This window comes from Agrobacterium tumefaciens, assembly GCF_005221385.1.
In the GTDB taxonomy this organism is placed as follows: domain Bacteria; phylum Pseudomonadota; class Alphaproteobacteria; order Rhizobiales; family Rhizobiaceae; genus Agrobacterium; species Agrobacterium tomkonis.
Genome location: NZ_CP039903.1, coordinates 1,938,843 through 1,951,243 on the forward strand (window position 1 = coordinate 1,938,843; position 12,401 = coordinate 1,951,243).

Genomic DNA, 12,401 nt, shown 5'->3' on the forward strand with positions numbered 1-12,401 from the left:
TGTTTTCTAAAGAGGCGGCATGGCGTATTCCGCCAACACTGCAAACCATTGCGCACATAGGGCCCCACGTTAAGCCGCAATCACACGCAATTGCTTTGAGACCAGGGCCGCGATGATGCGACAGAGCGCAACGTCGGCAAACATGACGGATTAGATGCAAGGACCGTGACATGCTGTTTCTCGATAGCGTAACCATGAAAGAAACGCCGGGCGGACGGGACGACTATCCTTTCTCGGTTCCGGCGCTACGCCAGCTGGAACGCCTGGAATTCAAGACGCCGATCACTTTTTTTGCCGGCAATAACGGCTCCGGTAAATCAACGCTTCTGGAAGGATTGGCGGCCGGAATGACGGCCTATGCCATCGGCAACCACGGCCAGGTTTCGGGCGATCTGTACCTTCAGCATGCCGAGACAGTCTCTAAGGCCTTTTATTTCGCCCGCAAGAAATATCCGAAAATCCGCATGTTCATGCGCGCCGAAGATGTGCTTGGCTATATCCGCCGGCTGAATGAAGAGACGCTGGACGATTTTCGCTGGGAGCGGGAAAAAGCCCTGAAAAAAGGCGAGGACTTTCCGGAAGAAACCCCGGAGACCTTTCGCAGGATCGTGAGGAACAACACCATCGACCGGCGGTCGCATGGCGAAGGATTTCTCGATATCATGCAACAGCGGGTGCATGGCGCCGGCCTCTATTTCCTCGACGAACCGGAAAGCCCGCTTTCACCGCAAAAACAGCTGGATCTTGCGGCCATCATCCGCCACGCCGCCGACAGTGGCGGGCAGCTGATCATCGCCACCCATTCACCCGTGCTTTTGGCCATTCCCGAAGCGACGATCTATTATTTCGATGAGAACGGCATCACCGAACGCCTCTATGACGAGCTGGAGAACATCACTTTCCTGCGGCGCTTTCTCGATCGTCCATCAAAATTCATAAGCGATTGAGAGCCGATAAAGCTTGAAATCCCACTTCTCTTGCAGCATGCCCATTAGCAACATGTGAATTAGAAAAAGAAGCAGGCCTATGTCTCCCACCAACACACCGGCAGCTGCCCGGCCCCTGAACAGCCAGGATTACAGAACTCTTGGCCTTTCGGCCCTCGGCGGCGCGCTCGAATTTTACGATTTCATCATTTTCGTGTTTTTCGCCACCGTCATTGGCCATCTGTTCTTCCCGCCGGAAATGCCGGACTGGCTGGTGATGATCCAGACCTTCGGCATCTTTGCCGCCGGTTATCTGGTGCGACCGCTCGGCGGCATCGTTCTGGCGCATTATGGCGACCGTTATGGCCGCAAGCGCGTCTTTGCCTTCTCCATCCTCCTGATGGCGCTCTCCACCCTCGGCATGGCGCTGATGCCGACCTATGCCACCATCGGCGTCGCCGCTCCCATCCTGCTCATCATCCTGCGCATGCTGCAGGGCGCGGCCATCGGCGGTGAAGTGCCGGGCGCCTGGACCTTCGTTGCCGAACACGTGCCCTTCCGCCGCGTCGGGCTTGCCTGCGGTTTCCTCACATCGGGTCTTTCCTTTGGCATCATGCTGGGCTCGTTGATCGCCTTTGCCATCAATTCCCTGTTCTCGGCAGAAGATGTGGCGGCTTATGCCTGGCGCATTCCCTTCCTGCTCGGCGGCATCTTCGGCCTGATCGCCGTCTATTTGCGCCGCTGGCTGGAAGAGACGCCGATCTTCAACGAGATGAAAAAATCGAAATCACTGACGGACAAGCTGCCGCTTGGGCTGGTGCTGAAACATCATATGCGTGGTGTCATCATTTCCGCCCTGCTGACCTGGGTTCTGTCGGCCGCCATCGTCGTGACGACGCTGATGACAGCCACATTCCTGCAAAAGCTTTATGGCTACACCCCGACGCAGGCGCTCGCGGGCACCAGCTTCGGCACGCTGTTCCTGATCTTCGGCGTCATCATTGCCGGCGCGCTCATCGACCGCGTCGGCTCCGGCATCTTCTTCATGGCGGCAAGCATCTTCTTCGGCATCGCCACCTTCACCTTCTACAGCTACGCTGGCGCGTCGCTTGAAACCATGTTCATTCTCTACGGCGTCATGGGCCTTTCGGTCGGCATGGCGGGAGCCGTGCCCTATGTCATGGTGCGTGCCTTCCCGGCATCGGTCCGCTTCTCCGGCCTCTCCTTCGCCTATAACGTCTCCTATGCCGTCTTCGGTGGATTGACACCGATTGGCGTGACCACGGCACTTGCCGTCAATCCCATGGCGCATGCCTGGTATCTGGTGTTCATAGCCGTCCTCGCCTTCTGCATCGGCCTTTACCTTTATCTGCGCGGCAGCGAGGTCGAGAGCCATGTCGGCATAGAAGAACTGGCGGCGTTGAGGTCGTAAGCTTAACGGCCAACAAAAAAAGCGCGGGCAGAACCCGCGCTTTTTTATTGCAGCAACGCCCGAAACATCACGCCGCGCTGTCTATTTCCTCCGCGCCATTTGTCGGCACGTAGTTGAGTACCGGCCCGAGCCAGCGCTCCACCTCTGTGACCGGCATATCCTTGCGGCGCGAATAGTCGAGAACCTGATCCCGCTCCACCTTGGCGACACCGAAATAATAGCTCTCGGGATGGCCGATATAGATGCCGGAGACGGAGGACCCCGGCCACATGGCATAGCTTTCCGTCAGTTCCACACCCGCCGCATTGGTGGCGTCGAGCAGGGCAAACAGCGTCTTCTTTTCGGTATGGTCAGGCTGCGCCGGATAGCCGGGTGCAGGGCGGATACCGGCATAGGCTTCACCAATCAGTTCATCGCCGGCAAAAGCCTCTTCCGGTGCATAACCCCAGAATTCCTTGCGCACCCGCTCATGCATGCGCTCGGCAAAGGCTTCGGCGAAACGGTCGGCCAGCGCCTTGACGAGGATTGACGAATAATCGTCATTCGCCCGCTCGAAGCGCTCGGCAATCGCCACTTCCTCGATACCTGCCGTCACCACGAAGCCACCGACATAATCGGCAACGCCGCTATCGACAGGTGCCACGAAATCCGACAGCGCCACATTCGGGCGTCCATCGCGCTTGGAAAGCTGTTGGCGCAGCGTGAAGAATGTGGCGAGTTCTTCGCCGCGGCTTTCATCCGTGAACAGCCGGATATCGTCGCCCACCGTATTGGCTGGCCAGAAGCCGATCACCGCCCGCGGCCGGAACCACTTTTCCTCAATGATCTTCGCAAGCATCGCCTGTGCATCGGCATAAAGCTGCCGCGCCGCTTCGCCCTGCTTTTCGTCTTCAAGGATCGCCGGGAAACGGCCCTTCAATTCCCAGGTCTGGAAGAACGGCGTCCAGTCGATGTAACGGGAAAGCTCCTCCAGATCATAGGTCTCAAACACCTTGGTGCCGAAGAATTGCGGCTTGACGGCGCTGTAGCTCGACCAGTCGATCTTGTGCGCATTCTCACGGGCGCGGGAAAGCGGCAGACGCTGCTTTTCGCGCTCGTTGCGGGCATGGGCTTCCGCCACCTTGGCATATTCGCTGCGAATACCATCGATATAAGCAGGCTTCTGCTCGGCGGAGAGAAGCGCCGAGACAACACCCACCGCACGCGAGGCGTCGGTCACATAGATCGCCTGCCCCGCCTCGTAACGCGGATGGATTTTCACCGCCGTATGCACCCGGCTGGTCGTCGCGCCGCCGATCAAGAGCGGAATGTCAAAACCCTGCCGCTCCATTTCGGCGGCCACATGCACCATTTCGTCCAAAGAGGGCGTGATAAGACCGGAAAGGCCAATCACATCCACCTTTTCGGCAATCGCCGTTTCAAGAATTTTCGTCGTCGGCACCATGACGCCGAGATCGATGATCTCGTAATTGTTGCAGGCCAGCACGACACCGACGATGTTCTTGCCGATATCGTGTACGTCGCCCTTCACGGTCGCCATCAGCACCTTGCCGGCGGCACTGCGCTCGGAGCCGCCATTCAGGCGCTTTTCCTCTTCCATGTAGGGAAGTAGAACGGCAACCGCCTGCTTCATCACGCGGGCGGATTTCACCACCTGCGGCAGGAACATCTTGCCCGAGCCGAACAGGTCGCCGACCACGTTCATGCCGGCCATCAGCGGCCCTTCAATGACGTGCAGCGGACGGGCAGCCTTCTGGCGTGCCTCTTCCGTATCGGCCTCGATGTATTCGGTGATGCCGTTGACCAGCGCATGTTCCAGCCGCTTCTCGACGGCAAGCTCGCGCCAGGAAAGATCCTGTACCTTGGTGTCCTTGGCGCCCGTGCCACGGAAACGCTCCGCCACTTCAAGCAGGCGCTCCGTCGCATCATCGCGGCGGTTCAGCACCACATCCTCACAGGCCTCGCGCAGTTCGGCATCGATATTGTCATAGACAGCAAGCTGCCCGGCATTGACGATGCCCATATCCATGCCGACCTGAATAGCATGGTAGAGGAACACGGCATGCATCGCCTCACGCACCGGCTCGTTGCCGCGGAAGGAGAAGGACAGGTTGGAAACACCGCCGGAAATATGCGTCAGCGGCATGGTTTCGCGGATGGTCTTGGTGGCCTCGATGAAGTCCACGCCGTAATTATTATGCTCTTCGATACCCGTCGCCACGGCGAACACATTCGGGTCGAAAATGATGTCTTCCGGTGACAGGCCGGCCTTTTCGGTCAGCAGCTTGTAGGCGCGTGAGCAGATTTCCACCTTGCGCTGATAGGTATCCGCCTGCCCGACCTCGTCAAAGGCCATGACCACGACCGCCGCACCGTAATTATGGACGAGCCGCGCCTGCTGGAGAAACTTCTCCTCGCCTTCCTTCAGCGAAATGGAATTGACGATCGATTTGCCCTGCACGCATTTCAGGCCAGCCTCGATGATCTCGAACTTGGAGCTGTCGATCATCACAGGCACACGGGCGATATCAGGCTCGGCGGCGATGAGGTTCAGGAATTCCACCATCGCCTTTTCAGAATCGATCAGGCCCTCATCCATGTTGATGTCGATGATCTGCGCGCCGTTTTCAACCTGATCGCGGGCAACAGCCAGCGCCGCCGTATAATCACCGGCGGTGATGAGCTTGCGGAAGCGGGCCGAGCCGGTAACGTTGGTGCGCTCGCCGACATTGACGAAGGGAATATCCTTGGTCAGCACGAAAGGCTCGAGGCCCGAAAGCGACATGAAGGGCTTGTGCTCGGGAATTTCGCGCGGCTTGTAACCTTTGACAGCCTCCGCAATCGCTCGGATATGCTCCGGCGTGGAACCGCAGCAGCCGCCGACGATGTTGACGAGACCATCGCGGACAAAGCCTTCCACCTGACGCGCCATCATCTCAGGCGTTTCGTCGTACTGGCCGAATTCATTCGGCAGGCCGGCATTGGGATAGGCGCAGACGAAGGTATCGGCCACGTCGGACAGTTCCTGCAGATGCGGACGCATGGCATCCGCACCCAGTGCGCAGTTCAGGCCGATGGTGAAGGGGTTTGAGTGGCGCACCGAGTTCCAGAACGCGGACGGCGTCTGGCCGGAAAGCGTGCGGCCGGAAAGGTCGGTGATCGTGCCCGAGATCATGACCGGCAGGCGGATGCCCTTGGCCTCGAAACGCTCCTCGCAGGCAAAGATCGCCGCCTTGGCGTTCAGCGTATCGAAGATCGTCTCGATCAGGATGATATCGGCCCCGCCGTCGATCAGACCGTCGATCTGCTCGCCATAAGCGATACGCAGGTCGTCGAAACTGACGGCACGATAACCGGGATTGTTGACGTCAGGCGAAATGGAGGCCGTGCGGTTGGTGGGGCCGATGGCGCCCGCCACGAAACGACGGCGGCCATCTTCGCGCTCGGCGCGCTGGGCGGCACGGCGGACAATCGCTGCACCCTCGCGGTTGAGGTCGTAGACGGCATTTTCCATCTCGTAATCGGCCTGCGCAATGCGCGTCGACGAAAACGTGTTGGTTTCGAGAATATCCGCACCCGCCATGGCGTAACGGTAATGGATTTCCTCGATGGCATCCGGCTGGGTCAGGATCAGAAGGTCGTTATTGCCCTTCTGGTGACAGGCACAGCCGATAAAACGGTCGCCACGGAAATGGTCTTCGTCAAAACCCAGCCCCTGGATCTGCGTGCCCATGGCGCCATCGAGAATGAGGATGCGTTCGCTTGCGGCCTCGCGCAGCGCCTTGAAAATTTCCGCGCCGTCGCGCTTTGCCCCTTCAGGGCCAAACAGGTCGTCAAACACGGGCACACTCCTCATTTCGATTTGCAAGATCGCAAGCCGTCAAGTCACATAAAGATATGTTTATGTCAATATATCTTCAAGGGACAGGCATAGCTTTGCGTCGTTGCGGCAGACTACGAAATTTCACTGACAGATGACAGGTTTATACGGCAAGGATATAAGCCAAGGCAGCAAACCGCATGGAGGACGAAATGCCCGAGGAAGATCACAACAGCCGCAACTGGAACACCCTTCCCTGGCACCGCCAATGGCTGGTGAAACAGGCCGAAGGACTTTTCGATTTCTTCCAGTATCGCGCCGTGAATTCCGCCGGCGGCTTTTTCGACCTCGATCCCAAGGGCGCGCCGCTGCAGAAAAATGACCCCGTGCGCGGCATCCACGCCTCGGCCCGCATGGTGCATTGCTTCTCCATCGGCCATCTGCTCGGCCGGCCGGGCTGCGGCGATATCGTCGACCACGGCATGACCTATCTCTGGAACAAACACCGTGACAGTGAGCATGGCGGTTATTTCTGGCAGGTGAACGATGCCGGCCCGGTGGACGCCACCAAGCAGGGTTACGGCCATGCCTTCGTGCTTCTGGCCGCCTCTTCCGCCAAGACCGTCGGGCATCCGCTGGCCGACCGGATGCTGGCCGATATTACCGAGGTGCTGGAAACCCGCTTCTGGGAAGAAAAACACGGCGCCATCGCCGAGGAATTCAACCGCGACTGGTCGCCCATCGATAATTATCGCGGCCAGAATTCCAACATGCACCTGACCGAAGCGCTGATGGCCGCTTATGAGGCGACAGGCGACAGCAACTATCTCAGCAAGGCCGAACGCATCGCCGATCTCGTCATCCGCCGCCGCGCCGGCGAACTGGACTTCCGCGTGCCGGAGCATTTCGACGAGAGCTGGACGCTGGACAAGGAGTATCGCGGCAACGAAATGTTCCGCCCCTCCGGCTCCACCCCCGGCCACTGGCTGGAATGGGCACGTCTCATCCTGCAATTATGGGTGCTGGGCGAGCGCCGCCACGACTGGATGCCGGTGGCCGCAAAATCGCTATTCGTGCAATCCATGGCGCTCGGCTGGGACCGGGAAAAGGGCGGCTTCTTTTACACGCTCGACTGGGACGACAATCCGGACAAGACGGCAAAGCTCTGGTGGCCGATGTGCGAGGCGGCGGGTGCTGCCCACTTCCTGAACGAAAACCTGCCGGCGGACCCCTTTTACGAAGACAGCTATCGCCGCATCTGGAGCACCATCTCCAACAACTTCATCGACCATGACAATGGCGGCTGGCACGAGGAACTGACGGAAAATCTGGTTCCGGCGCATACATTGTTCCCCGGCAAGGGCGATATCTACCACGCGCTTCAGGCCTGCCTCATCCCGCTTTTCCCGGCCACGGGAAGCCTGACGAAGGTGATTGCGGAAACCGGCGGTGATTATTGAGGCGCGTTGCGGCCAATAGCCCTTCTGCCGTCATGCTCGGGCTTGTCCCGAGCATCTGCAACCTATCTGCCGGACGCAACGTGGTTAGATCCTCGGCACAGGGCCGAGGATGACGTCGCGTATAAAGCAACCCTCAAAACCCGATGGTTTCCTCGAAATCATCCCAGGACTGATACATCTCATATCGGCCGATCCCCGGGATCGGCACATGCCCGTAATAGGGCGAGAGCTGGAATTCGGCCGCCGCCTCGCCCTTGCCGGCCACGGCTCCCACATAGATTGCCGAGGCAAGCCCCGTGCGGTTGGCGCCATGTTCGCAATGGATGAGGATGGGTTTTTCCGCATTCTGCAGCACGGCCACCAGCGTTTCCGCATCTTGCGGCGAAAGCTTTTCGCTTGAACTCATCGGAAAATCGACCAGCCGGATACCGTTTTTCTTCGCCGCCTGGCTTTCGGCGTCATACCAGCCCTCGCGCTTTTCATCGCGCAGGTTGATGATGGTCTTTATGCCGTAAGCCTTTGCATAGGTTGCGATATCCTTCCCGCTCGGCTGGGCTGAACGATAAAGTTCGCCGGGGATGACCTCGTGAAAATTTCCGGTCAGCTGGCCGATACCCATATGTGCGCCCGCCAGAACCGGCAGGCCGACAAGGCCGATGGCCGTGATTTTCAGAAACTTCAAAATAATACGCAAAACATCAACCCGCGACATTCATCGGACGGTGGCGAGATGGCATTGCAAACCGGCAAAAACAAGTCCGCCACCGGCCAAACAGGCAGCCGCTTGGCAGGCAATCGGCTGATGGCCCGCACAGATCCGCTGCACCGCAAGGGTTTTCACGCCGCTGCGCGGCAGAGGTGGAGTTTTCAAAATGCCGTGATGGCCGCACCCGCGACCGGCGGTTCAATCAAACTCAGCCGAAATAACGGTAACGCGCCATTCCAGCCGTTGGGGTTCCACTCTTTCGTTGTTGCGCAACCGGAAAGCGCGGCATGCGGCGAAAGTCTCCCCCGCCTCGATGCGCCTTTCGCTGACCTGATAGGGATCAAAGGCGACGGAAGCGCGAAAGGCGGGCTCGAACCCTTCGAGCGTATAGGTCAGGCGCTGTACCGCGACATTGTTGTCGTTGCGGAAACTGACGCGAATGGGCAAAGCCGGATCCGGGCAGGCGGCATCGAAACTGGCTGTCGCAATGACATGGCCGAGCCGCTGGCTGCCGCGCCACCAGTCATAAATGACAAAGGCAGCGGTCGCCCCCCAGATCAGCAGCAGGCAGATGACGACGGGTTTGAGATGCCGCGGAAATGCGATGAGGGTCAGAAGAAGAACGGCACTGAGAACGGCTCCGACGATCACGTCGCCCCTCCCTCATAAAAACAAACCCGCATGCGATCCTGCCCTCCCTTACCCATTTCCGTCCATGGCGACCCGGCGTGACAACAACGGTTCAACCGCTCACCACATCCTTTCCGATGTGAAGCGGCTGGAGCGCCGAAGCGGCGGTCCTGCCACGGACAGGCACAACTCTATGGTCGTGCCCCCCGCTGTCAAGACAACCAAGCGTGACACCGGACAGCCAGTTCGCCGGCCCGCTGACGGAAAGACAAAGGGAACCAAACACCGCTGAAGACGTTCGCCGCATCACAACAGCATGGCGGGGCGAGAAAAAACGCCGCGATCCGGGCACGACAGTCAAGAACACCGGAGGACACAGCGCCTCTTGGAACTGCCAGGCCCGAGACCATATTAAATGCGACTAATATATGCTATAGACGACAGTAGCTCAGGGAGAATAACGATGAAAACGTTGATCGTAACGTCACTTCTGGCCCTTTCGGCCAGCACCGCAATGGCCGCGGATGCCGTCTACGAAACGCCGGCACCTCCGGTCGCGCAGGAAACCCTGCCGGTCTTCACCTGGTCTGGCCCCTATCTTGGTATTCAAGGCGGCGCGGGCTGGGCAAATGGCGATTTTTCGGCTGGCGGTCCCGTCGCTTCGGATAATTTCGATGGCGGCATTCTGGGTGCCTTTGCCGGTTACAATTACCAGTTCGATAATAATTTCGTCGTCGGCATCGAAGGTGATGTCGATTATAACTGGAATGACAATGACTATGCCGGCGTGCAGATCGGCACCGACTGGCAGGGCTCCGTCCGCGGCCGCGTCGGTTATGCCTTCGACCGCGCCCTGCTCTACGGCACTGCCGGCTGGACAGCCACACGTGGTTTCATCGAAACCCCCGGCGCCGGCAAGGACAGCACCACGTTCAACGGCTACACCATTGGCGCGGGTCTCGACTACGCCTTCACCGACAATGTGTTCGGCCGGCTGGAATATCGCTACAACGATTATGGCGACAAGGACATTTTCGGCGTCAATACCGATTTCGACCAGCACACCGTCAAGGTGGGTCTCGGCGTGAAATTCTGATCCTGCCCAACCAGCTTCAGCATGAATAAGCCCGGCCCTTCGCCGGGCTTTTTCTTGGCCAAAAGAACAATGTCCGCCTCAACCTGCCGACTTTAGCGATGCCAAAAACATGAACCCCTCAACAACGAAACATTCACAAACCGTTCAGCAGACCCGTGCCATCATGCGGGCATAATGAGCCTCTATCTCCCAAGGCAGGCTTATGGAGTAGCCCCCGATGAAAAAGATCATTCTTTCCACCCTTGCCGCGCTGGTCGCCACCGGCAGCGTCTTCGCATCCTACGGCACCGCTGCCGCGCAGGATTATCCCTATCGTCCGCGCTACGACCGTGGTTATGACCGTGGCGGCCCACCCCCGCCGCCCTACCGCGAACATCGCCGCCACAATGACGGCGCAGCAATCGCCGGTGGCCTTGCCGCAGGCGTCATCGGCGGCCTGATCGGTGGCGCCATCGCCAACGGCAACAACAACGCCCCCCGCTACTACGAACCCCCGCCGCCGCCCCGCCCGCGCTGCTGGTTCGAAGACCGCCGCGTTCCCAATTCCTATGACGGCGGCTGGCACACCGAAAGCATGCGGGTCTGTAACTGACCGCATGGCCAAAAATTCACAACGGATGATCCGATCAGTCTGAATGGCTGGTCGGATTTTTTGTTGTAAGGAGCCAAAAGTGCCGAAGATGGCGATGATCAACGAAATATCGATTCGCCCCTGCGGAATATCGCCAGTTCATTGGAAATATGAAAGAAAATGGTGGGCCTGGAGAGACTCGAACTCCCAACCAAGCGGTTATGAGCCGCCGGCTCTAACCATTGAGCTACAGGCCCTTATCGGAACAAGGTGATCCGAAATACCGGTTTCGCAATGGTTCGAATCCGGTGGGTCACGCTCTAACGTAATTTTTATAGCCCGACAAGCCATTGATGCTTCCGCAAGGCAGCGCCGCCGTATTAGCTACACAATCTAAGGCAATACCCTGCAAAGGGACACAATCAACGAGGAAACACCATGACGACAAAAAAGGCCCGCCTCTTCGCACTCACCGCTTTGACCGCAGCAGCAATGGTGCCGCTGGCCAGCCAGGTGCTTGCGCAGGACGCCAACCCGCGCGAAGCCACCATCAGTGTTTCCGGCGAAGGCCAGGCGGCCATTGCCCCTGATATGGCGATCCTTTCCTTCAGCGTCGTCAAGCAGGCGGAGACGGCAGCTGCCGCGCTCACGGAGAATTCCAAGGCGCTCGCCGATGTTCTGAAAGCGCTGAAAGAAGCCGCCATCGAAGACCGGGATCTGCAGACCAGCAATTTCTCGGTACAGCCGCTCTACAAGCATTATGAGCCGAAGGACGGCGTTTATGTTGCGCCTGAGATCACCGGTTATCAGGTTTCCAACGGCCTGACCGTGCGGGTGCGCGACCTGAAGAAGCTCGGCGCGATCCTCGATACCTCCGTCAAGCTTGGTATCAATCAGGGCGGCGATATCACCTTCACCAATGACAAGCCCGAAGCCACTGTTACCGAGGCCCGCAAGCAGGCCGTGGCCGATGCTATCGCCAAGGCAAAAACGCTGACGGAAGCGGCAGGCGTGAAGCTCGGCCGCGTCATCCAGATCAGCGAAAACTCGCAGCGCCCGATGCCGATGCCAGCCGGCGCGATGCGCGCTTCGATGATGAAGGAAGCCGACAGCGTGCCGATCGCTTCGGGTGAGAACAATTACAGCGTTGTGGTCAACGTCACCTTCGCCCTCGACCAGTAAGAACAATGGAGGGGCGGCACCTGCGTGTCGCCTCCCCCATTTTAATCCGGTCATCGGCCGGTTTAAAAAAAGAAATGCCCCTCGCCTGCCTTTCCGGACAAGCGAGGGGCATTTTTTATCCATCCGGCGGACGGGGATGTCACCGGATCGATATTGTCCGCTTTAGCGGCGGATTACCGGGCAGCCACGCTCATTGGCGAAGACGATGCGGTCACGGCCCCGACGGTCGAAGCCTGCAACCACAACGCGGCGCGGCGACACATCAACAACGCGGGCACGGCGAAGACCCATGCGGCTTGCCTTTTCTTCCGCAAAGCGCGGCGAGCAACCAAAGCGCGGGCGATCGGGACGACCCCAGCCGCGGCCTCTGTCATGGCCATAGCCATCCTGAACCTGAACTCTGAACTGAACATCCGAGCCAGCCGAAGCCGCAGGAGCGGTGGCGGAGATGCCGCCGAAGGCAATGAGAGCGGCAAGGCCGGCTTTTGCGAAGGTGTTGAACATGAACTCACTCCATTTGTTCTTCGCCGGCAGGGAACGTCCCTCAGCGATTGACGAGACCCTAGCCCCACCCGTCT

Annotated in this window: 10 protein-coding genes and 1 tRNA gene; 6 read left to right on the forward strand and 5 right to left on the reverse strand. The window is 59.0% G+C overall.

The genetic code is table 11. The annotated features are described in order from the left end of the window. Positions 1–170: 170 nt before the first annotated feature. The gene (locus tag CFBP6623_RS09760; protein ID WP_046798021.1) at positions 171–947 is read left to right on the forward strand and encodes an AAA family ATPase; all 777 of its coding nucleotides are present in this window, start codon (positions 171–173) and stop codon (positions 945–947) included. Between the two features lie 79 nt (positions 948–1,026). Next, positions 1,027–2,358 carry an MFS transporter gene (locus CFBP6623_RS09765; RefSeq protein WP_046798020.1) on the forward strand — a complete coding sequence of 444 codons (1,332 nt, stop codon included), beginning with the start codon at positions 1,027–1,029 and terminating at the stop codon, positions 2,356–2,358. A 67-nt stretch (positions 2,359–2,425) separates the two neighbouring features. On the opposite strand, the gene metH is transcribed toward CFBP6623_RS09765, so the two are convergent. After that, a complete protein-coding gene (metH, locus tag CFBP6623_RS09770; protein WP_062654270.1) occupies positions 2,426–6,199 on the reverse strand; it encodes a methionine synthase in 3,774 nt (1,257 codons plus the stop codon). 179 nt (positions 6,200–6,378) lie between these two features. On the opposite strand from metH, the gene CFBP6623_RS09775 reads away from it, so the two are divergent. Continuing rightward, positions 6,379–7,638, forward strand: coding sequence for an AGE family epimerase/isomerase (locus CFBP6623_RS09775; protein WP_167379139.1), 1,260 nt, complete (start codon positions 6,379–6,381; stop codon positions 7,636–7,638). A gap of 133 nt (positions 7,639–7,771) precedes the next feature. On the opposite strand, the gene CFBP6623_RS09780 is transcribed toward CFBP6623_RS09775, so the two are convergent. Together CFBP6623_RS09780 and CFBP6623_RS09785 are read right to left on the reverse strand one after the other, a co-directional pair. Continuing rightward, positions 7,772–8,332 carry a dual specificity protein phosphatase family protein gene (locus CFBP6623_RS09780; RefSeq protein WP_046798421.1) on the reverse strand — a complete coding sequence of 187 codons (561 nt, stop codon included), beginning with the start codon at positions 8,330–8,332 and terminating at the stop codon, positions 7,772–7,774. Between the two features lie 210 nt (positions 8,333–8,542). Continuing rightward, on the reverse strand, positions 8,543–8,995 hold the full coding sequence (locus CFBP6623_RS09785) for a hypothetical protein (protein WP_046798017.1): 453 nt from the start codon (positions 8,993–8,995) through the stop codon (positions 8,543–8,545). 442 nt (positions 8,996–9,437) lie between these two features. On the opposite strand from CFBP6623_RS09785, the gene CFBP6623_RS09790 reads away from it, so the two are divergent. Continuing rightward, positions 9,438–10,070, forward strand: coding sequence for an outer membrane protein (locus tag CFBP6623_RS09790; protein WP_046798016.1), 633 nt, complete (start codon positions 9,438–9,440; stop codon positions 10,068–10,070). Between the two features lie 217 nt (positions 10,071–10,287). Then, positions 10,288–10,662: a hypothetical protein gene (locus tag CFBP6623_RS09795; RefSeq protein WP_046798015.1), complete on the forward strand. Its 375-nt coding sequence runs from the start codon at positions 10,288–10,290 to the stop codon at positions 10,660–10,662. Positions 10,663–10,822: 160 nt separating this feature from the next. Here CFBP6623_RS09795 and CFBP6623_RS09800 read toward each other — a convergent pair. Further along, a tRNA-Ile gene (locus CFBP6623_RS09800) sits at positions 10,823–10,898 on the reverse strand. A 181-nt stretch (positions 10,899–11,079) separates the two neighbouring features. Between CFBP6623_RS09800 and CFBP6623_RS09805 the strand changes: the two genes are divergently transcribed. Then, positions 11,080–11,823 carry an SIMPL domain-containing protein gene (locus CFBP6623_RS09805; RefSeq protein ID WP_046798014.1) on the forward strand — a complete coding sequence of 248 codons (744 nt, stop codon included), beginning with the start codon at positions 11,080–11,082 and terminating at the stop codon, positions 11,821–11,823. A 162-nt stretch (positions 11,824–11,985) separates the two neighbouring features. On the opposite strand, the gene CFBP6623_RS09810 is transcribed toward CFBP6623_RS09805, so the two are convergent. Beyond that, positions 11,986–12,327 (reverse strand): hypothetical protein, encoded by a 342-nt coding sequence (locus CFBP6623_RS09810; RefSeq protein WP_046798013.1) that lies wholly within the window; start codon positions 12,325–12,327, stop codon positions 11,986–11,988. Between the last annotated feature and the right edge of the window lie 74 nt (positions 12,328–12,401).

Bases quoted from the DNA above. Each gene is read 5' to 3' on its own strand.
- CFBP6623_RS09760 (WP_046798021.1), top strand. From the start codon at position 171: ATGCTGTTTCTCGATAGCGTAACCATGAAAGAAACGCCGGGCGGACGG.
- CFBP6623_RS09765 (WP_046798020.1), top strand. From the start codon at position 1,027: ATGTCTCCCACCAACACACCGGCAGCTGCCCGGCCCCTGAACAGCCAG.
- CFBP6623_RS09775 (WP_167379139.1), top strand. From the start codon at position 6,379: ATGGAGGACGAAATGCCCGAGGAAGATCACAACAGCCGCAACTGGAAC.
- CFBP6623_RS09790 (WP_046798016.1), top strand. From the start codon at position 9,438: ATGAAAACGTTGATCGTAACGTCACTTCTGGCCCTTTCGGCCAGCACC.
- CFBP6623_RS09795 (WP_046798015.1), top strand. From the start codon at position 10,288: ATGAAAAAGATCATTCTTTCCACCCTTGCCGCGCTGGTCGCCACCGGC.
- CFBP6623_RS09805 (WP_046798014.1), top strand. From the start codon at position 11,080: ATGACGACAAAAAAGGCCCGCCTCTTCGCACTCACCGCTTTGACCGCA.
- CFBP6623_RS09810 (WP_046798013.1), bottom strand. From the start codon at position 12,327: ATGTTCAACACCTTCGCAAAAGCCGGCCTTGCCGCTCTCATTGCCTTC.